We start from the raw sequence: 22,932 nt of genomic DNA, 5'->3' as shown, positions 1-22,932 counted from the left end.
CGGCGCGCCGGTCACCCAGCGTCACACACTGCTGAAACAGGCGCGCCACACGTTGAATTCCGACTCACTGAACGACAAGGACGTCGCGGTGCACGTACACGACTCGCTCGTCGAGCTGATGGGCAACACCCCTCTCGTTCGGCTGCGCAAGGTGACCGGCGGCTCGCCCGGCGAGCGCGGCCCGCAGGTGCTGGCCAAGGTGGAGTACTTCAACCCCGGCGGCTCGGTGAAGGACCGCATCGCGGTCCGGATGATCGACGCCGCGGAGAAGTCCGGCGCGCTGAAGCCCGGCGGGACGATCGTCGAGCCGACGTCCGGCAACACCGGCGTCGGGCTGGCGATCGTCGCGCAGGAGCGCGGCTACAAGTGCGTCTTCGTCTGCCCTGACAAGGTCGCCAAGGACAAGGTCGACGTGCTGCGCGCGTACGGCGCGGAGGTCGTCGTGTGCCCGACGGCCGTCTCGCCGGAGCACCCCGACTCCTACTACTCGGTCTCCGACCGGCTCGCCGCCGAGATCCCCGGAGCGTGGAAGCCGAACCAGTACACCAATCCGCAGAACCCGGTGTCGCACTACGAGACGACCGGCCCGGAGCTGTGGGAGCAGACCGAGGGGCGCATCACCCACTTCGTCGCGGGCATCGGCACCGGCGGCACGATCAGCGGCACCGGCAGGTACCTCAAGGAGGTCTCCGGCGGCCGCGTGAAGATCATCGGCGCCGACCCGGAGGGCTCGGTGTACTCGGGCGGCTCGGGCCGCCCCTACCTGACCGAGGGCGTCGGCGAGGACATCTGGCCGGAGACCTACGACCGCGACATCTGCGACGACGTCATCGCGGTCTCCGACAAGGACTCCTTCCTGATGACCCGCCGCCTCGCCCGCGAGGAGGCGCTGCTCGTCGGCGGCTCCTGCGGGATGGCGGTCGTCGCCGCCCTGCGCGTGGCCGCCGAGGCCGGCCCGGACGCGGTCATCGTCGTCCTGCTGCCCGACGGCGGCCGGGGCTACCTCAGCAAGATCTTCAACGACAGCTGGATGGAGGACTACGGCTTCCTGCCGTCCTCCACCGAAGAGGCCCGCGTGGACGAGGTGCTCACCCGCAAGGGCGGGGCGCTGCCGGAGTTCGTGCACGTCCACCCGCACGAGAGCGTGCAGACCGCCATCTCGATCATGCGCGAGTACGAGGTGTCGCAGCTGCCGGTGATGAAGGAGGAGCCGCCGGTGATGGCGGCCGAGGTGATCGGCTCGGTCGTGGAGAGCGAGCTGCTCGACGTCCTGGTGAAGGAGCGCTCCGGCCTGGTGGACGCGGTCGAGGCGCACATGTCCCCGCCGCTGCCGACGATCGGCTCCGGCGAGCCGGTGAGCAAGGCCGTCGGCGTCCTGGAGAAGTCGGGCGCGGCCGTCGTCCTCGTGGACGGCAAGCCGAAGGGCCTGATCACCCGCCAGGACCTCCTCGCCTACCTGGCCGACCCGAACAGCTGACCCCTCGCCCCGTGCCACCGGAGCCCGGGGACGGCCGGACCACCGGTCGTCCTCGGGCTCCGCCAGTGAGACATGCGTCACAACAGGTGTACCGATGTCACTGGACGCCGGGCTGAGTCGCTCTTAGAGCCGCCGGCTTCGCGAACCCGCGCGCAGCGGACGGACATGCCCGCGCGTCCGCGGGCTGAGGAGAGGATCGCCATGCCCAGTCCGATGTCCCGTGCCTTGACCATCGCCGCGGCGGCGGCCGCCGTCCTGGGCGTCACCGCCACCGCCCGGGCGTCGGTGGAACCAGCCGCCTCCTGGACCGTGTCCGCGGGAGGCGCGACCGAGGTGCACGGTACGAGCGGTACCGCCGTCCTGACCAACGACCGGACCGGCGCCAGGATCACCTGCTCGACCGGCCTGACCTTCAGGAGCAGTGTCACCCCGGGCCGCACAACCGGCCAGCGGATCGGCCTGCTGGACGACTATTACATCGACTGCACCGACGGGAACGGCCTGACGCTGAGGTTCGGCGACGCCTACCGGGTCCTGCACAACGCCGACCTGCTGTACGGCACCGGTTACGACGCTGCCGCCGGCCGCGTGACGGGCTACCTCGACATCGATACGAGCGCCCCGCAGATCCCCGCCCTCCTCGCGCAGACCCTGTCGTCCAACACCTGCATGCTGGTCCTGCAGCCGCCCGGGGTCGCCTCGGCCCCGAACCACTACCGGGTGCCGATGATGTACACGAACTCCACCCGCACGCTGACCCTGAGCGCCCCGTTGTCGCTCGTCGCCCCGACCAGTTGCCCCGGCGTGCAGATCACCGACACCTACACCTACTCCGGCACCGTCCAGATCGGCGAACCGCTGACGATCACACCCGCGGCGTCCTGACGCGACCGGCCCCGGACGCGGCGAAGCGCCGGAGACCTTGATGGTCTCCGGCGCTTCGCCTTGGAGGGAACCGGATTGCGAGGCCGCGGCCCGTGGGCGGCATTTCTGACCGGGGCCCCGCAATCCGGCGTCTGCGAGGGCTGCCGTCCTAGGACGGGTAGCCCGTGCCGACGTACTGGTCCTGCATCGGGTCGGGGCGTCCGAGCTTCTTCTCCGGCTCGTCGCCGTGGCCCGGCCACCAGGCCCGGTGGCCCAGCATCGCGGTGATGCCCGGCACCAGGAACGTCGACATCACGAAGGCCGACAGCGCGATGCCCATCGCGACGGAGAAGCCCATCTGCTTGAGCATGGACACCGGCGCCAGCAGCATCACCGAGAAGGTGCCGGCCAGGATGAGGCCCGCCGCGGCGACCGTCGGGCCGCCGTGCCGGACGGCGCGCGACGCCGCCTCCCGGGGGGAGTGCCCCTCCTTGGCCTCCTCGCGCAGCCGCGCGGTCATCAGGATGTTGTAGTCGGTCCCGATGGCCAGCACGAACAGGTAGAGGATGATCGGCAGCTGGAAGATCACGCCTTCCTTGCCCTGGGCGTACTGGAAGACGTACACCGCGGAGCCGAGCGTGGAGGCGAAGCCGAGCAGCACCGCCACGACCAGGTAGATCGGCGCGACCACCGACCGCAGCAGCAGCCCGAGGATCAGCGCGATCAGCACCGCCGCCACCGGCAGGATCACCGACAGGTCGCGGTTGTTGACGGCGTTGATATCGGCGAAGATCGCGGTCTGGCCGCCGACGTAGGCGCGGGTGCCGGGCGGCTCGATCTTGTGCACGGCGGGCGCCAGGTCGTTCTTGACCAGGCTGATCGCGTCGTTGGAGGCCGGGTTCTTCTTCAGCACCAGGTCGACCCGGACGACGCCGTTCTTGCCCGGCTCGGCCGGGTTGACGCGCCCGACGCCGGGCGCGGTCTCGGCCTTCTTCGAGAACTCGGCGATCGCCTGCTTGCCGACCGGCTGCCCGTTGTCGCTCTTGATGAACACCTGGACGGGCTGGGTGAGGCCGGGCGGGAAGCCCCGCTCCATGTCCTTGGTGGCCTGCGCCGACTCGGTGTCCTGCGGGAACCCGGCGGCGAAGTCGTAGTCGGACTTGAAGCCGAGCGCGCCGATGGCGAGCACGACCATGACGCCGCCCGCGGCGAGCGCGGCGACCGCCGGGTGCCGGCCGACGCCGCGGCCGATCGCGCCGGAGACCCGCTCCTTGGGCTGCTTCTTCCAGGCCTTGGACGGCCAGAACACCGCGGTGCCGAGCAGCGACACGATCGCCGGGAACAGGGTCAGCGAGGTGATGCCCATGGTGACGACGGAGATCGCCAGGGCCGGGCCCCAGGCGCTGAACACGCCGAACGTCGCGAGCAGCAGCACCAGGAAGGTGACGGCGATGGCGGCGGCGGCCGAGGAGATGACCTCGCCGACCCGCTCCACCGCGTTGATCATCGCGGTCTTCTTGTCCTCGCCGGCGCGCAGCCGCTCGCGGAACCGGAACATCACGAACAGGTAGTAGTCGGCGCCGATGCCGAACAGCACGATGAGGATGATGGTGCTGAGACTGTCGTCGCCGGAGAAGTTGAACAGCTTCGAGGCGGTGCCGATGAGGCCCATCGCGACCTGCATCGTCAGCATGATCACCACGATCGGCAGCACCGCCGCGATCGGGGCCCGGAAGATCACCAGGATCAGCCCGATGATCAGTACGAAGGTGGCGATGCCGACGATCTCGAAGGACTTGTTGAACGAGTCCTCGTTGTCGACGAAGCCGGCGACGTCACCGCCGACCTTGGCCTCGAGGCCGCCGGCCTTCAGCAGCCCCGGCAGTTGCTTGCGTATCTCCTTGACCGCGTCGCCCTGCTTCTCGCCGGCCGCCTGGTCGGTGCCCTTCATCGGGACGGAGATGACCTGGACGGCCTTGTTGGGCGCCACCAGCTGCGGGCCGGTGAGGAAGTTCAGCACGGTGGCCGGCTTGTGCGCGTTCAGGGACGCGGCGGCCTTGTCGATCACCCGGGTGTCGGCCGGGGTGATCTTCCCTCCGTCCGAGCGCTTGACGACGACGATGGAGGAGGTGTCCTCCTGCTGGGGGAACGCCTTCTGGGCGATCTTGGCCGCCTGGACCGACTCGTACTTGGAGGGCAGGAAGTCGCCCTGGTCGGACTCGGTGGACAGCTTGGGGGACAGCGTGATGATGAGACCCGCGGCCACCAGCCAGGCCACGATGGTCCACCATGGGTGTCTCACGACGAAGCGCGCGAGCCGAGCGAACATGCGTCTTCCTTAGATAAAGGGTCATCTCGGGATACTGGTTAAACGGTAGGGAACGCGCGCGCTCTTGGGGTCAACCCGCGTGCTGAAATGGGGGCTGATACCTGCGGGGGAGTTCCTCCTCCCAGAGGAGGGGTGCCGGGTGGATAGCCTCGTACCCATGGACAACGAGGTTCACCGGGGGTTCGAGACCCTGGCCATCCACGCGGGACAGGAGCCCGACCCCGCCACGGGGGCGGTCGTCCCGCCGATCTACCAGGTCTCCACGTACAAGCAGGACGGGATCGGGGGGCTGCGCGGCGGCTACGAGTACTCCCGATCGGCCAATCCGACGCGTACCGCGCTGGAGGTATGCCTCGCCGAGATCGAGTCGGGGGCGCGCGGGCTGGCGTTCGCGTCGGGGCTCGCCGCGGAGGACGCCCTCATCCGCACCGTCTGCCGGCCCGGCGACCATGTGATCATCCCGAACGACGCCTACGGCGGCACCTACCGGCTGTTCGCGAAGGTCGCCGAGCCGTGGGGCGTGTCGTTCGACCCGGTGCCGCTCGGGGACGCGGCGGCGGTGCGCGCGGCGATCCGTCCCGAGACGAAGCTGATCTGGGTGGAGACGCCGACGAACCCGCTGCTCGGCATCGCCGACATCGCCATGCTGGCGGGCATCGCGCACGACGCGGGCGCGCTGCTCGCCGTCGATAACACCTTCGCCTCGCCGTACCTGCAGCGGCCCCTGGAGCTCGGAGCGGACGTCGTGGTCCACTCCACCACCAAGTACATGGGCGGGCACTCCGACGTCGTCGGCGGGGCGCTGGTCGTCGCGGACGGTGGGCTCGGCGAGCGCCTGGCGTTCCACCAGAACGCGATGGGCGCCGTCGCGGGTCCGTTCGACGCCTGGCTGACGCTGCGCGGGATCAAGACGCTCGGCGTCCGGATGGACCGGCACTGCGCCAACGCCGGGAAGGTCACCGAGATGCTGACCCGGCACCCCGCCGTCCGGCAGGTGCTGTACCCGGGGCTGCCCGACCACCCCGGCCACGAGGTCGCCGCCAAGCAGATGCGGGGGTTCGGCGGCATGGTCTCGTTCCGGATGGAGTCGGAGGAGGCCGCCGTCCGGGTCTGCGAGCGGACGAAGCTGTTCACGCTCGGCGAGTCGCTCGGCGGCGTCGAGTCGCTCATCGAGCACCCGGGCCGGATGACGCACGCCTCGGCCGCCGGGTCGCCGCTGGAGGTCCCGGCCGACCTGGTCCGGCTGTCGGTCGGCATCGAGGACGCGGACGATCTGCTCCGGGATCTGGAGCTTGCCCTGGTGTAACGTTCCATCCGCGAAGAACCGCGGAGAACTGCGGAAACGCCCCCGCCCGAGCGGACGGGGGCGTCGCCGTGCCGGCGGAGCAAAACCCCGAACGCCCCATGCTTCCCGCACGGGAATTGATCAAACATCTATACTCAGCCCGCCAGGTTCGTTCACGAAAGGGCCCGGGGTGCGCAAAGTACTGGTCAGTGGGGCGGCGTTCGCCGCGACGTGTGTCTCCGCCGTAGCCGTGCCGATGGCCGCCCAGGCCACCACTCCCGGGCCGAGCCCGACAGCGCCGGCGCCGTCGGTGTCGGCCCCGTCGGACGTCCCCACGGACGCCCCCGGCTCGCAGACCCCCACCGGCCCGTCCGGAAGCGGCGCGCCCGGCACTGAATCACCGTCCGGCACGCCGTCGTCGCAGGCCCCCGACGGGGAACCGCAGACCTCGGGCGGCGGCGGGACCGACGGCGTCGTCCGCGCCAAGGCCGTCATGGTGACCCCGAAGCTCCCGCGGTTCGCGACGTACAACTACGGGCCGGCCGTGAGCCAGCGCGTCGACGCCTACTGGCAGCCCACGCCGGCCCAGCGGGCCAAGGCCCGCGGCGCCGGGCGCAACACCGCCGGAGCCGCCGGAGCCGCGCAGAGCGCCGCCAGGCCCGGCGTCCTGATCATCCACGGCGGCTACTGGCTGGGCGGCAGCAAGGACAGCTGGAAGTACTTCGCGCGCAAGCTCAGCGACGCCGGCTACGTCGTCCTGTCGGCGAACTACCGGCTCGCGCCGAAGGCGCAGTGGCCCGCGCAGCGCGACGACGCGCTCGGCGCCCTGCGCTTCATGAAGCGGCACGCCCGCACCTGGAACCTCGACCCCGACCGCATCGTGGTGCTCGGCTCGTCGTCCGGCGGGCAGCTCGCGACGCAGATCGGCACCCACGGGACCGGCACGGACCTCGTGCGCGGCGTCGTGGCGCTGTCGCCGCCGAACAACCCGTTCCTGGCCTACAAGGACGGCGCGCTGACCGGCGCCTCGTCCCGGCAGCGCAAGCTGCGCCAGGCCGTCGTCGACCTCGTCCACTGCGTGCCCGGCTCGGCGGAGGCGACCCCGAAGGCCGCGAACTGCTGGAAGCGCGTCGAGGACGCCGACAGCAGCACGCACGCCTCCGCCGGGGACGCGCCGATGCTGCTGCTGCACGCCACCGGCGACTTCGTGCCGGTGGCGCAGAGCCAGGGCCTCGCGAGCGCGCTGCGCGCCGTGGGCGTCCCGGCGAAGGTGCAGACGGTCCAGGGCGTCATGCACGCCTCGGACATGCTGAACGTGCCCGGCATCACGCCTGAGATCATGCAGTGGATCAAGGCGCGCACGAAGGCGCGCCCCTGACCCCGCGGGGGCGCGCCCTGCGGGACGTCACGCGTTCCAGACCATCAGGACGAGGATCACCAGCCAGATCAGCGCGATGACGCCGGAGATGGCGGCGATCCGGCCGCGCTCCACCGGCGCGATCTCGGCCGCGGCCGTCCCGGCCACGGGTGCCTGCTCGGCGGTCTTCGCCGCGCCGGCCTTCGCCTCGGCCGCCTGCTCGCCCTTGTCGCCCTTCTCGTCGTCCGCGGCGGGTTCGGCGGCCCGCGCCGCGGCGGCGGGAGCGGCCGCCGGGCCCGCCTCGTCCAGCAGCTTCGCGGCCTTCCGCTGGTCCCGCTCGACGATCAGCAGCAGCACCAGCGCGACGATGAACAGCGTCATCGACGCCGACAGCCACACGTGCGCGAGCTCGCCCTTCGCCAGCCACAGCCCGAACAGGAAGATCAGCAGCGTGCCGGCGCCGTAGATCTGGGTCGTCCGGTTGAGGTACCGCACCACCGTGGCGTTCCGGTTGCGGATGTGGCGCGGCGTGGACATCGTCGCGGCGGTCAGCGGGCCCAGCGTGAAGATCGCGAACCCGATGTGCAGGATGAGCAGGATGTGGTCGGAGGTCGACATGTGCCGACCCTATTCCTCGCCTCGCCGGGGCGCCGCGCCGCCGCTTACCGGCGGCCCCGGCGCACCCTCAGGTAGTCGCTGACGACGTACTCGCCGAGCCGGTCGGCGTCCGGCGCGAACACCCGGCCGCCGTTGCGGCGCGCGACCTCCTCCACGAACGACACCAGCCGCCGGTCGTCGGCCAGCATGAAGAAGTTCATCGTGGCGCCGCGCCGGGTCATCTTGTCGACCTCGGCGAGCGTCAGCACCAGCGTGTCGGTGGACGGCGGGTAGTCGAACAGCGAGCGGCCGTCCGGCCGCAGGTGCGCGGTCGGCTCCCCGTCGGTGACGACCAGGACGATCGGCTCGAAGTCGGGGTGCCGGTCCAGATGCCGGCCCGCGATCATCAGTGCGTGGTGCAGGTTCGTGCCCTGCACCATGTCCCAGTCGAGCCCGGCCATCTCCTCGGGGTGCAGCGTCCGCGCGTAGTTGGAGAACCCGATGATCTGGATCGCGTCCTGCGGGAACTTGCTGGTGACGAGGGTGTGCAGGGCGAGCGTCGTCTGCTTGGCCGCCGCCCACGTCCCGCGCAGCACCATCGAGTACGACAGGTCCACCAGCAGGCAGACCGCCGCGCCGGTGCGCCGCTCGGTCTCGTGCACCTCGAAGTCGTCGACGCCGAGCCGCACCTTCGCCGGACGCGCCGGACCGCGCCGGTCCACCGTGTCGGCGCCCGCAGGCTCCAGCACCTCGGCCGCGGCGAGCGACTCCACGGACGCCGCCGGGGCCGCGACGAGCCGGGCCGCCGCGCCGGGCGGCGGTCCCTCCATCGCGCTGCGGCGGATCGCGTTGCTCACCGTCCGGACGACGTCGAGGGGCTGCTCGTCGCCGAACCGCCACTCCCGGCTGGACCCGGTCAGCTCGCCCGCCTGGCCGGCGTCGCGCTGGTCGTGGTCGCCCTGCCGGCCGGACGTCAGCTGCGAGAACACCCGGCGCAGCGCCGTCTCGCCGAGCCGCCGCACCGCCTTCGGCGTCAGCTCCAGCTTCCCGCGGTTGCGCCGCAGGTAGCCCTGCTTCTCCAGCTCCTTCTCCAGGCGGCGCAGCGCGTCGAGGTCGTCGACGGCCTGCCGGCCGAGGGCGCGCCGGACGGCGTCCTCGTCGATGTCGTCGAGCCGCGCGCCCGGGTAGTCCTGGCCGAGCGCCGCCTCCAGCTCCGACAGGTCGGCGAGCTCCGCCAGCGCGGTCGTCGCGTCGCCCACCCCGAGCGGGTTGTCGCCGTCCATCTGCTCGGGCTGGCCCCAGCCGAGGTCGGGCCTGCGCGCGCGCAGCGCGTCACCGAGCCGCGTCATCTCCATGGCGAGGCCCGCGTCCTGCATGGCCTGCTCCATCAGCCCCGCCAGCTCGGCGCGCTGCTCCGGGCTGAGCGAGGCGAGCAGCCGGTCCATCGCGGCGGCGCGGCGGGCGAGCTGGTCGACCAGCTCCTCCAGGTTCTCCGGACGGTCCGGGAACATGTCGCCGTACTCGTCCATGAACCGGTCGAAGTCGGCCTGGGTGTGCTCGCCCCGCGCGTCCTTCTCCAGCATCTCGTTCAGCGACGCCATCATGTCCTTGACGCGCTGCATCGCCGCCGGATCCTGGTTCTGCAGGGCCTGCTTCATGCCCTGGAACTGCGCGTCCAGCACCTCGCGGCGCAGCAGGTCCTTCAGCTGCTCGAACGTCTGCCGCGCCGCGTCCGACCGCCACTGGTAGTCCGACAGCCGCCGGATCGCCTGCGAGGTGTCGGACGGCAGCGCGTCCAGCTCCGCCTCCCGCAGCCGCGCGTCGTCGGACGGGTCGGGGAACAGCTCGGCCCGCTCCTGCCCGATCGCGGTGTCGAGCAGCGCCCGCGCCTCCTCCAGCGTGCCGTCGAGACGGCCCCGCTCGCGCAGCGCGCGGCGCCGCTCCCGCACCTCCCGCAGCAGGTCGTCCAGGCCGCGGCGGCCCTGCGCGTTCGGCAGGCCGCGGCGCAGCAGCTCCCGCAGCGCGTCGTCGGGACGGGTGCCGTCCAGCACCGAGTCGCCCATGGCGTCCAGCGCGTCGCGGACGTCGTAGGGCGGTGCGAGCGGGTCGGGACCGTCCTCGTACGCGCCGTACCTGTACCGGCTCATCGAACCTCCTCGGACATGGCGCCTCCAGGACCCGCGCTCAGGTCCGGTACGTCGCCGTCCCGTCGGCCCGGCCGCCCTGCACGTCCTTGGACAGCCGCCGGGTCAGGAACAGCCCCTCCAGGGCGAACTCCAGCGCGGCCGCGGCCTGCTCGGGGGACTCCCCGGACATGCCGAGCCGCTCCATGATCTTGGCGAGGCCGGGCACCTGCCCGATCCGCCGCAGCAGCTCGGTGGAGGGCACCAGCTCGCCCGACTCGACGGTGTCGCCGGAGTCGAACTTGTCCAGCAGCCCGGACAGGTCGGCGGGGCCGAGCGTGCGCCGGTAGGTCTCGGCGATCGCCCGGCGCAGCAAGTGCTCCAGCACCTCCTGCTCGCGGCCCTCCTCGCTGACCTCGAACTCCACCTTGCCCATCAGCGACGGCACCACCGCCGGCAGGTCGCACACCCGCGCGACGGCGCGCTCCTCGCCCGCCAGCGCCGCGCGCCGCACCGCGCCCGCCGCGACCGTCTCCGCGCCCGCCAGCGCGAACCGCGCCGACACGCCCGACCGCGCGTCCACCGCCGTCGACTCCCGGACGAGCCGGGTGAACCGGGCGATGACCTCGATCAGGTGGTCGGGCACCTCGGCGGGCAGCCCCGCGAGGTCGGCGAAGTCGGACTCCTGCCGGATCAGCGCCAGCTCGGCGTCCAGCTCCAGCGGGTAGTGGGTGCGGATCTCCGCGCCGAAGCGGTCCTTCAGCGGGGTGATGATCCGGCCGCGGTTGGTGTAGTCCTCCGGGTTGGCGGACGCGACGAGCAGCACGTCCAGCGGCAGCCGCAGCGCGTAGCCGCGGATCTGCACGTCCCGCTCCTCCAGCACGTTCAGCAGCGCCACCTGGATCCGCTCGGCCAGGTCGGGCAGCTCGTTGATGGAGAAGATGCCGCGGTTGGTGCGCGGGACGAGACCGAAGTGCACGGTCTCCGGGTCGCCGAGGGTGCGGCCCTCGGCCACCTTGATCGGGTCGACGTCGCCGATGAGGTCGCCGACGCTGGTGTCGGGGGTGGCGAGCTTCTCGCCGTAGCGGTCGTCGCGGTGCCGCCACTCGACCGGCAGCTCGTCGCCGAGCTCGGCGGCGAGCCGGCGGCAGCGCACGCACACCGGGTCGTAGGGATGGTCGTTGATCTCGCAGCCGGCCACCACCGGGGTCCACTCGTCCAGCAGCCCGCCGAGGGTGCGGATCAGCCGCGTCTTGCCCTGGCCGCGCTCGCCGAGCAGCACGAGGTCGTGGCCGGCGAGCAGGGCGCGCTCGAGATGGGGGAGAACGGTGTCGTCGAAGCCGAGGATGCCGGGAAAGCGCGGCTCGCCCGATCTCAGCCGGGCGAGCAGGTTGTGGCGGATCTCGGCCTTCACCGACCGCTGGACGTGGCCGCTGGTGCGCAGCTCGCCCAGGGTGGTCTCGCGTGGTGTGGATGAACGCACGCGATCGACACTACGTCGCCGACGCGCGCGATCGCACCTGTGCGCCGCGGATTCCTCGCCCCCCCGTGCCCGGGCGCGGCGCGACCCGGACGTGACCCGAAGGTTGGGGCGGCATCTCCCCCGGGGGCGGACCCCCAGACCCCCGGGCTTTCGCCCGAAGGTTGGGTCGGTATTGCCTCTGGGGGCGGACCCCCAGACCCCCCGGGCTTTCGCCCGAAGGTTGGGTCGGTATTGCCTCTGGGGGCGGACCCCCAGACCCCCCGGGCTTTCGCCCGAAGGTTGGGTCAGATGCGTCCGGCGGGGGAGACTTGCAGATGTGATGCGACCCGGTGAACGGAGTGAGGGAGGCGGCGCCGATGGCGCGATTCGGTGACGGCCTGGCCCTCGGCCCCGATCTGTCCAGTGCCGCCGTGTCCGCGGTCGAGCAGGCGCTCGCGCCGCTGTCCGCGGCGCCCGACCTGGTCTGCGTCTTCATCTCCGGGGACGACCCGGAGGAGATCGCGGCCGCGGCGCGGCGCGCGGCGCTGGCCGCGGCGCCCGCGCTGATGATCGGCTGCAGCGCGTCCGGGGTGATCGGCGGGGGCCGGGGCGTGGAGGACGCGGGCGCGGTCAGCGCGTGGGCGGCGGTGCTGCCCGGCGCGCGGCTGGAAGCGTTCCGGCTGGAGACGCTGAAGGCCGAGGACAAGCTGATCGTGGTCGGCATGCCGGAGGGGCAGGACGACGACGTGGTCGGGCTGCTGCTGGCCGACCCGTACAGCTTCCCGGTGGACGCGTTCGTCGAGCGGTCCGACGACGCGCTGCCCGGCCTCGCGCTCGTCGGCGGCCTCGCCGAGGCGGGCGAGCACGGCGAGGCGCGGCTGTTCGTGGACGGCGACGTGTACGAGGACGGCGCGGTCGGCGTGGTCATCGGCGGCGCCGTCACCGCCGCGACCGTCGTCAGCCAGGGCGCCCGCCCGATCGGCCCGGACATGGTCGTGACGAAGGCCGACGAGAACGTGCTGTACGAGCTGGCGGGCGTGCCGGCGCTGGAGAAGCTGGAGCAGATCGTCCTGGAGCTGCCCGAGGACGAGCAGGAGCTGGCCGGCCGCGGCCTGCTGATCGGCGTCGCGATGGACGAGTACGCCGACGAGCACGAGCGCGGCGACTTCCTCGTCCGCGGGGTGGTCGGCGCCGACACCGACAGCGGCGCGATCGCGATCGGCGACGTGGTGGACGTGGGGCGGACCGTCAGGTTCCAGGTCCGCGACGCGGGCGCCGCCGAGGAGGAGCTGTCGGCGCTGCTGGAGCGGTTCGACCTCGCCCCGGTCGAGGGCGCGCTGCTGATCTCCTGCAACGGGCGGGGCCAGGCGATGTTCCCCGACTCCGACCACGACGCCAAGGTGCTGGACCGGGCGTTCGGCCCGGCCGGGGTCGGCGGGTTCTTCGCCGCGGGCGAGATCGGCCCGGTCGCCGGGCGCAACCACGTGCACGGGTTCACCGCGTCCATCCTGGCGTTCGGCCGGGCGGGGGACCGGTGATGGCGGCTGCGGGCCCGGCCGCGGCTGCGGGCTCGGCCGCGGGGGCGGCCGCACCCGTCCTCGCGGTGGACGTCGGCGGGACGAAGCTGGCCGCGGCGGTCATCGAGCCCGGCGGCCGGGTCGCCGCCTACGACCGCGTCGCCACCCCGAACGGCGAGGGGCTGGACGCCGAGGGCCTGTGGCGGACGCTGCAGGGCCTGCTCGACAAGGTGCACGCCGACGCCGGCTCGCCCGCGCTCGCGGGCGTCGGCGCCGGCTGCGGCGGCCCGATGACCTGGCCCGCCGCGGAGGTGTCGCCGCTCAACATCCCGGCCTGGCGCGGGTTCCCGCTGCGCGAGCGGCTCCGCGGCCGGTACCCGGGGGTGCCCGTCCGCGTGCACAACGACGCGGTCTGCGTCGCGATCGGCGAGCACTGGCGCGGCGCCGGACGGGGGCGCAGCAACCTGCTCGGCATGGTGGTGTCGACCGGTGTCGGCGGCGGCCTGATCCTCGGCGGCCGGCTCGTCGACGGCGCGAGCGGCAACGCCGGGCACATCGGCCACGTGGTCGTCGAGCCGGCCGGCCCGCCGTGCGAGTGCGGCGGGCACGGCTGCCTGGAGGCGATCGCCCGCGGGCCCGGGCTGGTCGCGTGGGCGCGCGGGGAGGGCTGGCGGCCCGGCGGGCAGGACGTCACCGGCGTCGAACTGGCCTCCGACGCGCGCCGCGGGCACCCGGTCGCGGTGGCCGCGATGCGCCGCGCGGGGCACGCCATCGGCGTCGCGATCGCGTCGGCGACCCACCTGTGCGACCTGGACGTCGTCGCGATCGGCGGCGGCGTGTCGCAGGCGGGCGCGCTGCTGTTCGACCCGGTGGAGGAGGCGTTCCGGGCGCACGCGTGGATGGCGTTCGCGCGCAAGACGCAGATCGTCCCGGCGGCGCTCGGGCAGACCTCGGGCCTGATCGGCGCCGCCGCGCTGATCTTCGCGGCGGACCGCTACTGGAACGTGGCGGACTGACCGCATGGGAAGATCATGGGATGAGTGCGGTCTTCATCGACGACGTGCGCGCCGCGCGTGACCTCCTGCGCGACGTGGCGGTGCCCACCCCGCTGATCGCCTCCCGGGTGCTGTCGGAGCTCATCGGCGGGCCGGTGCTGCTGAAGTGCGAGAACCTGCAGCGCACCGGCTCCTTCAAGATCCGCGGCGCGTACGTGCGGATCGCCCGGCTGAGCGCGGACGAGCGGGCCCGCGGCGTCGTCGCCGCCAGCGCGGGCAACCACGCGCAGGGCGTCGCGCTCGCCGCGTCCATGCTCGGCTGCGCGTCGACGGTGTTCATGCCGGTCGGCGCGCCGCTGCCGAAGATCGCCGCGACGAAGGGGTACGGCGCGCGGGTGCGCTTCCCCGGTCCGACCGTCGACGACTGCCTCGTCGCCGCCGAGAAGTACGCCGAGGAGACCGGCGCGGTCTTCATCCACCCGTTCGACCACCTCGACGTCGTCGCCGGGCAGGCGACGATCGGCCTGGAGATCCTCGAGCAGTGCCCGGACGTCGCGACCGTCGTCGGCGCGGTCGGCGGCGGCGGGCTGATGTCCGGCGTCGCGGCGGCGGTGAAGGGCGCCGCGAAGGAGCTCGGCCGCGACTCCGGCGTCAAGATCATCGGGGTGCAGGCCAAGCGCGCCGCCGCGTTCCCGCCGTCGCTCGCGGCCGGGCAGCCCGTCCGCGTCGAGCTGCAGCCGACCATGGCGGACGGCATCGCCGTCGGCCGTCCCGGCGACATCACCTACGGGCTGGTCAGCGAGCTGGTCGACGCCGTCGTCACGGTGACCGAGGAGTCGATCTCGCAGGCGCTGCTGCTGTGCCTGGAGCGCGCGAAGCAGGTCGTCGAGCCCGCGGGGGCGGCCGGTGTCGCGGCGCTGCTGGAGCACTCGTACGCGGTGAAGCCGCCGGTCGTCGTGCTGCTGTCGGGCGGCAACATCGACCCGCTGCTGCTGTCGAAGGTGCTGCGGCACGGCCTGGCGGGCGCGGGCCGGTACCTGGTCGTCCGCTGCCGCCTGAAGGACCGTCCGGGCGCGCTCGTCACGCTGCTGGGCGAGCTGGCCGAGCTGGGCGTCAACGTGCTGGACGTGATGCACGAGCGGGTCGCCGCGCGGCTGCACGTCGAGGAGGCGGAGGTGCTGATGCACCTGGAGACCCGCGGCGCCGACCACTCCGAGGACGTCATAGGCCGCCTACGCGCCAAGGGCTACACCCTGACGCTGAGCTGACCCCCGTTGACTTGTGGCGTGTCGTGGTTATGCGCGTGCCGATAACCACGACACGCGTCCCCCCCCGCGTTTTTTTGGGGGGTTTGTTGGTGGTGGCGCCCCCCCCCCCCCCCCCCCCGCCACAAGTCAACGTTGTTCGGGGGTCAGAGGGCGGGCTTGCCTTCGCCGTAGAGCCACTTGGCGGCCCAGTCGCTCAGGTCCTTGCGGCCGATGTGCTGGGCGAACGCGACGAAGTCCTTCGTCGAGGCGTTGCCGTACCGGTAGCGGGCCGGCCACGCCTTCAGCAGTGTGAAGAACGCCTTGTCGCCGATGGTCTGGCGCAGTACGTGGATCGCCATCGCGCCGCGGTCGTACACCAGGCCGTCGAAGATGTGGTCGCGGCCCGGGTCGGCGACCTTGCCCTTCCACAGGTCGTCGCTCGCCGGGGTCGCGTAGGCGGCGTCGAAGGCCTGCTGGACGGTCTTGCCGCCGTGCGCCGCGCCGTACAGCCACTCCGAGTACGTCGCGAAGCCCTCGTTCAGCCAGATGTCGGCCCACCGCTCCGGCGACACCGAGTCACCGAACCACTGGTGGCCGAGCTCGTGCGCGAGGAGGTCGCCGGACGGGATAGTGCCGGGGTGGCGGCCCAGGTCGTACACCGGACGGCCCTGGGTCTCCAGCGCGTAGCCGACGCCCGCCTTCACCGTGACGCCGCCGGTGGAGGAGTACGGCCAGCGGCCGTACATCCCGGACTCGAAGTCCACGACCTCGGCCGTCTGGTCGTTGAACTTCTTGGCGTCCGCCGCGGAGATGCCCATCGCGCGGTCCGTCGCGGTCAGGTTCGGGACGCCGCTCTTGGTGCGCCCGGTGACCACGTCGTACTTGCCGAACGCGACCATCGCCAGCTCGCTGGCCATCGGGCTGCGCATCTCCCAGCGGGTGGTGGTCAGCCCGCCCCGGGTGCGCTTGCCCGTCAGGTCGCCGTTGGCGAGCGTGGTGAGGTCCTGCGGCGCGGTGAGCGTGAACGAGTACGTCGCCTTGTCGGTCGGCTGGTCGTTCACCGGGTAGACGGTGGCGGCGCCGATCGGCTGGTTCAGCATGATCCCGCCGTCGGCCGTCGGGATCCACCCGGACACGCCCAGCGCCGGGTCGTTGATCGTCTGCGGGACGCCGGAGTAGACGGCGCGGACCTGGAACCGGCGGTGCTCGCGCAGCCCCTTCCGCGGCGTGATCACCAGCTCCTGGGTGCCGGAGCGCGTGTAGGCGGCCTTGCGGCCGTCCACGGTCAGCGACGAGATCTTCAGCGGGCCCTGGAAGTCCAGGTCGAACCGCGACAGGTTCTGCGTGGCGCGCGCGGTGACGGTGGTGACCGCCTGGATCGCCTTGGTCTTCGGGTCGTAGCGCAGCGCGATGTCGTAGTGGGAGACGTCGAAGCCGCCGTTGCCCATGTCCGGGAAGTACGGGTCGCCGGCGCCGGGCGCGCCCGGGGTGAAGCGCACCGCATCGGCGCCGGCTGGGACCGCCGCCACCAAGAGGCCCGCCGCGGCGCCGAGCGCCACGGCGGCAAGCGCTCTGGGAGTTCTGCTCATCGATCTCGTCCTCGGGTGAGACGACACAAGTGGATCAAGAATTTCCCCTGCCAGAGCCGTGTTCAAGCGCGTTTCCATCTCGAATTCGTTGATCGCGGAACGGATTCGCGGTGGAACCGGAACGCGGGCCGGCGGTGCGGGCGGTTCAGGCGGTGCCGCCCGGGCGGGCGGTCACTTGGCGGGACGGCCCCTCTGGTACAGCCAGGCTTCGAAGAACGCGTCCAGCTTCTTGCCGGACACCTGGTTCGCCAGCGCGATGAACTCCTTCGTCGTGCCGGTCGAGTACTTGTGCTCCTTCGTCCACGTCTGCAGCAGCTTGTAGAACGTCGGCTCGCCGATCCGGCCGCGCAGCGCGACCAGCGTCATGCCGCCCCGGTCGTACACCGAGCGGCCGAACATCTGGCGGCGCCCCGGGTTGCCCGGCGGCACGTCCCACAGCTCCCCGGCAGACTCCTCCCGGTACCGCTCGTCGAACTGCTGCTGGACGCTCGGCCCGCCGGACTTCTCGCCCCACAGCCACTCCGCGTACGTCGCGAAGCCCTCGTTCAGCCAGATGTCCTGCCAGCGGCCGACGCTCACGCTGTCGCCGAACCACTGGTGCGACAGCTCGTGCGCGACGACCGTCGGCTGCAGCCCGAACGCCCCGTACACGGGGCGGGTCTGGGTCTCCAGCGCGAAGTCGACCTGCGCGTTGTCGATCAGCCCGCCGGCGGAGTCGAACGGGTACGGGCCGAACAGCGTGGACCACTGGTCGATGACGTCGGCGTTCAGCTTGGCGAACGCGTCCACGTTCACGCCGGGGACGCTCGGGTCCACCGCGGTGATCACCGGTTTGCCGTTCGCCGTCTTGCCGGTGCGGACCGCGAACCGGCCGACGTCCACGGTCGCCAGGTACGTCGCCATCGGCTCCTTGACGTGCCAGGTCGTGGTGGTCGTGGCGCGGCGGTCGGCGGCCGGGACGACCGACGGGCCGCCGTTCGGCGCTCCGCCGCCGGGCGACTCCCCGCCGCCCGGCCCGCCGCCGGGACCGCCGGGGAGGCCGGGCGCGCCGCCGCCCTCCGATCCCGTCACCGGCGTCGTGGGCTCGCCGTTGGCGATCGCCGTCAGCCCCTGCGGCACCGTGACCTCGAAGTCGAACGTGGCCTTGTCGCTCGGATGGTCGTTGGCGGGGAACCAGGTGTGCGCGCCGCTCGGCTCGCAGGCGATGAAGACCCCGTCGGACGTGCGGACCCACCCGTAGGTGCCGAGGATCGGGTCGGAGATGGTGCGCGGCGTCCCCGAGTACTTCACCACGGTGGTGAACTTCGCGCCCTTCGCCAGCTCCTTGGCCGGGGTGACCTCCAGCTCGCTGCCCGCCCGCTGCTGCCGCGCGGGCCTGCCGTCCACGGTGATGGACGAGATGGTGAGGCCGGTGAGGTCCAGGTTGAAGCGGCCCAGCTGCTCCCTGGCCGTCGCCGTGATCGTCGCCGTCGCGGTCAGCTCGGTGGACGCGTCCGGCGTGATGTTCAGCTTCAGGTTGTAGTTCTGGACGTCGTAGCCGCCGTTCCCGTCGCCGGGGACGTACGGGTCGCCGGCGGTCGTCGGCCCGGCGGGGCCGGCTGCGGCGGCCGAGGACGGACCGGACCCCGACTTGCCGTGATTGATGGAGACCTCGCAGGCCGCGGTCAGCGAGCCCGCGACGGCGAGCGCGGCCAGCCCCGCGGTGCCGCGCAGCATGGTGCCGCGCAGTACGCCGCCACGGGGGGCGGCGCCCTGGCCGCGTCGGCGGGGGCTGGGGGTGTTTCCGGCCATATGCACGCGGCCCAGCCTGCCCGGGACGGGCCGTGCCCGGCAACTCCGGCCCGTCCCGCGCGACGTCCTCAGCGGTGCGCATACGGGTCGGGCAGGTGCGCGCCCGCCTTGATGACGACCGTGTGCGCGACCTTGTCGTGCAGGGCCTGCTTGCGCGGGTCCCACAGGATCCACAGCACGTCGATGAGCCCGATGCAGCCGCAGATGCCGCCGAGGACGGTGTAGAACGCCGACCGGCCCGCCGCCTGCCCGGTCGAGACCGCCATGCCGTCTTCCTGCCGGACGACCCTGATCTTCAGCAGCATCTTGCCGAGCGTCTGGCCCCACCTGGCCGTCATCAGCCAGAAGTAGAGGAAGCTCAGCACGACGCTGACGGCGTTGGTGCCGACGCGGGCGCCGTCGTACATGGTGCCGTCGTTGTCGAACACGTTGCCCCAGTCGACGAACGGCAGCGAGATCAGCGCGACGACGATCCCGACGATGATGCCGTCGATGATGGCGGCGCCGAGCCGCGCCCACCGGCTCGCCAGCCCGGCGGACGGGTCGACGTACTCGCCCGGGCCGCCCTGGTAGCGGGGCAGGCCTCCGTAGGGCTGCTGCTGCCCGTATCCCGGCTGCTGCCCGTATCCCGGCTGCTGCCCGTATCCGGGCTGGCCGCCGTGGGGCTGCTGCTCGCCGTAACCGGGCTGGCCGTAACCCGGTTGCTGCTGTCCGTATCCCGGCTGGTCGCCGTACGGCTGCTGGCCTCCGTACGGCGGACCCGTGTACGGGCCCGGCTGTCCCGGCTGCCCGTGTGGTTGCTGCCCGTGCGGCCGGTTCTCCGGCTGGTCCCCGGACTGGGGGTCGTTGGGCGGTTGCGTCATGTCTGAAAGGTTCGCCGCGCCGCGTCCGTCCAAACCTCGCCGCGTCGGCGGAGATCGGAAAGTTCACCGCCCGGATGATCGAGGGTCGCCGCACGGCCGGAGATCGGCTGCGCGCATACCGGTCGGTACCCAGGTCGGCGCGCGCGCCGCCACCGCCCCGCTCCGCCCGCAGCGGCCGTGACCGGCTCCGGACACCGGTGTCCCGAGCCGGTCACGGCCGGGCGGCGGCGGGTACCGCAGCGGGCGGTGCGGCGTCACAGGTTGCCGCGGCGCTCCTGCTCCCGCTCGATCGCCTCGAACAGCGCCTTGAAGTTGCCCTTGCCGAAGCCGAGCGACCCGTGCCGCTCGATCAGCTCGAAGAACACCGTCGGACGGTCCTGCACCGGCTTGGTGAAGATCTGCAGCAGGTAGCCGTCCTCGTCCCGGTCGACCAGGATGCGGCGCTTCTGCAGCTCCTCGATCGGCACCCGCACCTGCCCGATGCGCTCGCGCAGCTCCGCGTCCTCGTAGTAGGAGTCGGGGCTGTCGAGGAACTCCACGCCCGCGGCCCGCATCCGGTCGACGGACGCGAGGATGTCGTTCGTGGCGAGCGCGATGTGCTGCACGCCCGGCCCGCCGTAGAACTCCAGGTACTCGTCGATCTGCGACTTGCGCTTGCTCTCCGCCGGCTCGTTCAGCGGGAACTTCACCTTGCGCGTGCCGTCCGCGACCACCTTCGACATCAGCGCCGAGTACTCGGTCGCGATGTCGTCGCCGACGAACTCCGCCATGTCGGTGAAGCCCATGACGCGGTGGTAGAACTCGGCCCACTCGTCCATGCGCTCGACGTTGCCGACGCAGTGGTCGATCGCCTGGAAGAACCTCTTCTCCTGCGGCTCGACGATCGGGTCCGCGGCCTCGAAGCCCGGCAGGTACGGGCCGGTGTAGTTGGAGCGGTCGACCAGCGAGTGCCGCGTCTCGCCGTAGGCGGCGATCGCCGCGATCGTCACCTTGCCGTGTTCGTCCTCCAGGACGTGCGGCTCCTCCAGGCCCGTGGCGCCCTTGGCGAGCGCGTGCCGGTAGGCGTGCTCGACGTCCGGCACCTCGATCGCCAGGTCGACGACCCCGTCGCCGTGCTCGGCGATGTGCCGGCCGATCGCGGTTCCCGCCTTCACCGGGCCGCGGAACACGAACCGGGCGCTCCCCGACTCGAGCACGTGCACCGCCTCGTCCGGGCTGCCGTTCTCCGGGCCCCGGTAGGCGACCCTGCGCATCCCGAAGGCGGTCGAGTAGTAGTGGGCGGCCTGCTTGGCGTTGCCCACGGCGAACACGACGGCGTCCATGCCCTTGACCGGAAACTCATCCATGCGTCCCAATCTCGGCGGACACCGACAAGGTGCGCAAGAGTCGCCGAAATCACTGCACAATCTGTACAGTCATCAACGGATACGACCGGACGCTCTGTACAGCGTGACCAGGACCACAACAGGGGAGGGCACCGTGCCCGTCGACGAGCTGGACGGCCGCCTGATCGAGATGTTCGCCGCCGAGCCCCGTGTCGGGGTGCTGGAGGCGTCCCGCCGCCTCGGCGTCGCCCGCGGCACCGTCCAGGCCCGCCTGGACCGGCTGTCGCGCGACGGCGTCATCGCCGGGTTCGGCCCCGAGATCGACCCGGCGGCGCTCGGCTACGGCGTCACCGCGTTCGTCACCCTGCAGCTGAGGCAGGCCGGCGGCCACGACCCCGTCGCGCGCCGCCTCGCCCAGGTCCCCGAGGTGATCGAGGCGCACACGATCACCGGCGCCGGCGACATGCTCTGCCGCATCGTCGCGCGCAGCAACGCCGACCTGCAGCGCGTCATCGACGTCATCGTGGACGTCGCCGGCGTGGAGCGCGCCTCCTCGGTGATCTCCCTCGCCACCCAGATCCCCTACCGCACCCTCCCGCTCGTGCGAAAGGTGTCCTCGGGAGCCCTCTCCGGCTCCCGAGGACACCTCGGGCAACGCGATTCTTGACCCCGGCCACCTCAGCGTTGCGATCGCGTGCGAAGCCGGATTCGAGCGAAGCAAGAATCCGATCGCGCAGCGAGGCCCCCGGCCGAGTCGGAGCGATGCGGCGATCGCCGCTTTGCCCGTTGAAGGGAGGGCCCCCAGGGCCCGACCGCCGAGGGCAATGCAATGAGTACGCTCAGCCGCCGTAGGGGGTCGCGTCGAGGATCTCGACGGTCATGCTGCGGCCGTTCGGCAGCGCGTAGGTGGCCTTGTCGCCGACCTTCTTGCCGTTGATCGCCGCGCCGAGCGGCGACTTCGGCGAGTAGACGTCGATGGGCGCGCCGACCTCCTCGCGGGAGGCCAGCAGGAACGTGACCTCCTCGTCGTCGCCCTCGAAGGTGACCGTGACGGTCATGCCGGGGCCGACGACGCCCTCGGTGCGCGGCGCCTCGCCCACGCGCGCGTTCTCCAGGATGCCCTGGAGCTGGAGGATCCGGCCCTCGATCTTGCCCTGCTCCTCCTTGGCCGCGTGGTAGCCGCCGTTCTCGCGCAGGTCGCCTTCCTCCCGCGCCGCCTCGATCTTCTGAGCGATCTCGATGCGGCCCGGGCCCGACAGGTGGTCCAGCTCAGCCTTGAGCCGGTCGTACGCCTCCTGGGTCAGCCAGGTGACGTTGTCAGCGCGGGTCTCGGTCACGGGTACTCCTCATCCACATGTTGCGATCCTCGCCGGCCCTTGCGGGCGGGCGCCACATCGACATGAAGTGCGGCCGGGTGAAACCTCAAGCCTATCCGGTGTGTGCGGGTAAAGGTTCCCTGAACTCGGCGTGTGCAACCGGCCAATCGGGTTTGACCCGCCGAACGGACGATCCGGGCACCGGCCGGCCCGCCGCGGCGTCACGCCTTCCGGCAGCCCTGCAGCTGGGCGGTGGTCGCCTTGTGCGGCGTCGGCAGTGTCTCCGACAGGCCCGCCTTCGACGTCCCGGCAGGGACCGTGACGTCCTTCTCCGCGATCACGGCCATGTTCTCGTCCACGGCCTGCAGCGTGCAGTGCACCACGTCCCCCTTCGGCTTGGCGACGGAGAAGTTCACCTCGATGGAGGCGGGGCGCGCGTCGTAGGTGATCACCTGCGCGTCGATCCCGGGAGTCTGCCCCACATGCGCGGCGAGGAACCCGAAGCCGCCCGCCGCGACCGCGCACACGATCCCGATGATCACCAGGCCGAGCCGGCCGCGCTTGGGCTCGGCGGGCGCCGCGGGCGCCGACACGCTCGTCGTCATGGCGGGGAATCTCCGTGCGGGGTGCGGACGTTGTCAGGGACAATTCTCGTCTGTAGGCGCGGGTGCTCCGAACCGGGGTCCGCCTTCACGGTAAGAACCGCTCGCTGAGAGGAAGAACCCCAGGTGTCCGAGGTCATCGACGATACGACGACGTGCGCCGGGCCGGACGGGGGCGCCGAACCGCTGCGCC

The 22,932-nt window shown here is 72.1% G+C and carries 18 protein-coding genes; 8 read left to right on the top strand and 10 right to left on the bottom strand.

The window, feature by feature from the left end; translation table 11 throughout:
- Nucleotides 1-88: 88 nt before the first annotated feature.
- Nucleotides 89-1,477 (top strand): cystathionine beta-synthase, encoded by a 1,389-nt coding sequence (locus F8568_RS39130; RefSeq protein WP_151598696.1) that lies wholly within the window; start codon nucleotides 89-91, stop codon nucleotides 1,475-1,477.
- Between the two features lie 201 nt (nucleotides 1,478-1,678).
- Nucleotides 1,679-2,362: a hypothetical protein gene (locus F8568_RS39125; RefSeq protein WP_151598667.1), complete on the top strand. Its 684-nt coding sequence runs from the start codon at nucleotides 1,679-1,681 to the stop codon at nucleotides 2,360-2,362.
- Between the two features lie 148 nt (nucleotides 2,363-2,510).
- Here the strand turns inward: F8568_RS39125 and F8568_RS39120 are convergent, their stop codons facing one another.
- Nucleotides 2,511-4,670, bottom strand: coding sequence for an MMPL family transporter (locus tag F8568_RS39120; protein ID WP_151598666.1), 2,160 nt, complete (start codon nucleotides 4,668-4,670; stop codon nucleotides 2,511-2,513).
- 157 nt (nucleotides 4,671-4,827) lie between these two features.
- Here F8568_RS39120 and F8568_RS39115 point away from each other — a divergent pair, with 157 nt between their 5' ends.
- Both F8568_RS39115 and F8568_RS39110 read left to right on the top strand, forming a co-directional pair.
- Nucleotides 4,828-5,976: a cystathionine gamma-synthase gene (locus tag F8568_RS39115; RefSeq protein WP_151598665.1), complete on the top strand. Its 1,149-nt coding sequence runs from the start codon at nucleotides 4,828-4,830 to the stop codon at nucleotides 5,974-5,976.
- 169 nt (nucleotides 5,977-6,145) lie between these two features.
- On the top strand, nucleotides 6,146-7,333 hold the full coding sequence (locus F8568_RS39110) for an alpha/beta hydrolase (protein ID WP_328601219.1): 1,188 nt from the start codon (nucleotides 6,146-6,148) through the stop codon (nucleotides 7,331-7,333).
- Nucleotides 7,334-7,360: 27 nt separating this feature from the next.
- Here the strand turns inward: F8568_RS39110 and F8568_RS39105 are convergent, their stop codons facing one another.
- Genes F8568_RS39105 through F8568_RS39095 form a run of 3 tightly spaced genes read right to left on the bottom strand, consistent with a single transcriptional unit; the run spans nucleotide 7,361 to nucleotide 11,515 of the window.
- Nucleotides 7,361-7,930 (bottom strand): hypothetical protein, encoded by a 570-nt coding sequence (locus tag F8568_RS39105; protein WP_151598664.1) that lies wholly within the window; start codon nucleotides 7,928-7,930, stop codon nucleotides 7,361-7,363.
- 44 nt (nucleotides 7,931-7,974) lie between these two features.
- Nucleotides 7,975-10,056 carry a vWA domain-containing protein gene (locus F8568_RS39100; RefSeq protein WP_151598663.1) on the bottom strand — a complete coding sequence of 694 codons (2,082 nt, stop codon included), beginning with the start codon at nucleotides 10,054-10,056 and terminating at the stop codon, nucleotides 7,975-7,977.
- A gap of 37 nt (nucleotides 10,057-10,093) precedes the next feature.
- Nucleotides 10,094-11,515: a sigma 54-interacting transcriptional regulator gene (locus tag F8568_RS39095; RefSeq protein ID WP_151598662.1), complete on the bottom strand. Its 1,422-nt coding sequence runs from the start codon at nucleotides 11,513-11,515 to the stop codon at nucleotides 10,094-10,096.
- A 356-nt stretch (nucleotides 11,516-11,871) separates the two neighbouring features.
- On the opposite strand from F8568_RS39095, the gene F8568_RS39090 reads away from it, so the two are divergent.
- Genes F8568_RS39090 through ilvA form a run of 3 tightly spaced genes read left to right on the top strand, consistent with a single transcriptional unit; the run spans nucleotide 11,872 to nucleotide 15,274 of the window.
- A complete protein-coding gene (locus F8568_RS39090; protein ID WP_151598661.1) occupies nucleotides 11,872-13,032 on the top strand; it encodes an FIST signal transduction protein in 1,161 nt (386 codons plus the stop codon).
- Nucleotides 13,032-14,027 (top strand): ROK family protein, encoded by a 996-nt coding sequence (locus tag F8568_RS39085; protein ID WP_151598660.1) that lies wholly within the window; start codon nucleotides 13,032-13,034, stop codon nucleotides 14,025-14,027. The genes F8568_RS39090 and F8568_RS39085 overlap by 1 nt, the downstream gene beginning before the upstream one ends.
- Before the next feature lie 20 nt (nucleotides 14,028-14,047).
- Entirely contained in the window at nucleotides 14,048-15,274 is a 1,227-nt protein-coding gene (ilvA, locus tag F8568_RS39080; protein WP_151598659.1) for a threonine ammonia-lyase, read from the top strand.
- 143 nt (nucleotides 15,275-15,417) lie between these two features.
- Here ilvA and F8568_RS39075 read toward each other — a convergent pair whose 3' ends face one another.
- The 4 genes from F8568_RS39075 to hppD all read right to left on the bottom strand — a co-directional run bounded on the left by F8568_RS39075 (nucleotide 15,418) and on the right by hppD (nucleotide 20,842).
- Complete coding sequence (locus F8568_RS39075) at nucleotides 15,418-16,842, bottom strand: M1 family metallopeptidase (RefSeq protein ID WP_151598658.1); 1,425 nt, start codon at nucleotides 16,840-16,842, stop codon at nucleotides 15,418-15,420.
- 171 nt (nucleotides 16,843-17,013) lie between these two features.
- Nucleotides 17,014-18,633 carry a M1 family metallopeptidase gene (locus F8568_RS39070; RefSeq protein WP_236009931.1) on the bottom strand — a complete coding sequence of 540 codons (1,620 nt, stop codon included), beginning with the start codon at nucleotides 18,631-18,633 and terminating at the stop codon, nucleotides 17,014-17,016.
- A 68-nt stretch (nucleotides 18,634-18,701) separates the two neighbouring features.
- Entirely contained in the window at nucleotides 18,702-19,496 is a 795-nt protein-coding gene (locus F8568_RS39065; protein ID WP_151598657.1) for an RDD family protein, read from the bottom strand.
- A gap of 254 nt (nucleotides 19,497-19,750) precedes the next feature.
- Nucleotides 19,751-20,842, bottom strand: coding sequence for a 4-hydroxyphenylpyruvate dioxygenase (gene hppD / locus F8568_RS39060; protein ID WP_151598656.1), 1,092 nt, complete (start codon nucleotides 20,840-20,842; stop codon nucleotides 19,751-19,753).
- Nucleotides 20,843-20,975: 133 nt separating this feature from the next.
- Here hppD and F8568_RS39055 point away from each other — a divergent pair, with 133 nt between their 5' ends.
- Nucleotides 20,976-21,488 (top strand): Lrp/AsnC family transcriptional regulator, encoded by a 513-nt coding sequence (locus F8568_RS39055; protein WP_328601218.1) that lies wholly within the window; start codon nucleotides 20,976-20,978, stop codon nucleotides 21,486-21,488.
- A gap of 172 nt (nucleotides 21,489-21,660) precedes the next feature.
- Here the strand turns inward: F8568_RS39055 and greA are convergent, their stop codons facing one another.
- Together greA and F8568_RS39045 are read right to left on the bottom strand one after the other, a co-directional pair.
- On the bottom strand, nucleotides 21,661-22,158 hold the full coding sequence (greA, locus tag F8568_RS39050) for a transcription elongation factor GreA (RefSeq protein ID WP_151598654.1): 498 nt from the start codon (nucleotides 22,156-22,158) through the stop codon (nucleotides 21,661-21,663).
- Between the two features lie 200 nt (nucleotides 22,159-22,358).
- Nucleotides 22,359-22,742, bottom strand: coding sequence for a DUF4307 domain-containing protein (locus tag F8568_RS39045; protein WP_151598653.1), 384 nt, complete (start codon nucleotides 22,740-22,742; stop codon nucleotides 22,359-22,361).
- Between the last annotated feature and the right edge of the window lie 190 nt (nucleotides 22,743-22,932).

The sequence above is a fragment of the Actinomadura physcomitrii genome (genome assembly GCF_008923205.2).
Classification (GTDB): domain Bacteria; phylum Actinomycetota; class Actinomycetes; order Streptosporangiales; family Streptosporangiaceae; genus Spirillospora; species Spirillospora physcomitrii.
Note: the sequence above shows the minus strand (reverse complement) of the source record. Positions and strands in the feature narration are given on the sequence as shown.

Coding starts and splice junctions, on each gene's coding strand:
- F8568_RS39125 (WP_151598667.1), top strand. CDS start 1,679: ATGCCCAGTCCGATGTCCCGTGCCTTGACCATCGCCGCGGCGGCGGCC.
- F8568_RS39120 (WP_151598666.1), bottom strand. CDS start 4,670: ATGTTCGCTCGGCTCGCGCGCTTCGTCGTGAGACACCCATGGTGGACC.
- F8568_RS39115 (WP_151598665.1), top strand. CDS start 4,828: ATGGACAACGAGGTTCACCGGGGGTTCGAGACCCTGGCCATCCACGCG.
- F8568_RS39105 (WP_151598664.1), bottom strand. CDS start 7,930: ATGTCGACCTCCGACCACATCCTGCTCATCCTGCACATCGGGTTCGCG.
- F8568_RS39100 (WP_151598663.1), bottom strand. CDS start 10,056: ATGAGCCGGTACAGGTACGGCGCGTACGAGGACGGTCCCGACCCGCTC.
- F8568_RS39090 (WP_151598661.1), top strand. CDS start 11,872: ATGGCGCGATTCGGTGACGGCCTGGCCCTCGGCCCCGATCTGTCCAGT.
- F8568_RS39085 (WP_151598660.1), top strand. CDS start 13,032: ATGGCGGCTGCGGGCCCGGCCGCGGCTGCGGGCTCGGCCGCGGGGGCG.
- ilvA (WP_151598659.1), top strand. CDS start 14,048: ATGAGTGCGGTCTTCATCGACGACGTGCGCGCCGCGCGTGACCTCCTG.
- F8568_RS39075 (WP_151598658.1), bottom strand. CDS start 16,842: ATGAGCAGAACTCCCAGAGCGCTTGCCGCCGTGGCGCTCGGCGCCGCG.
- F8568_RS39070 (WP_236009931.1), bottom strand. CDS start 18,633: ATGGCCGGAAACACCCCCAGCCCCCGCCGACGCGGCCAGGGCGCCGCC.
- F8568_RS39065 (WP_151598657.1), bottom strand. CDS start 19,496: ATGACGCAACCGCCCAACGACCCCCAGTCCGGGGACCAGCCGGAGAAC.
- hppD (WP_151598656.1), bottom strand. CDS start 20,842: ATGGATGAGTTTCCGGTCAAGGGCATGGACGCCGTCGTGTTCGCCGTG.
- F8568_RS39045 (WP_151598653.1), bottom strand. CDS start 22,742: ATGACGACGAGCGTGTCGGCGCCCGCGGCGCCCGCCGAGCCCAAGCGC.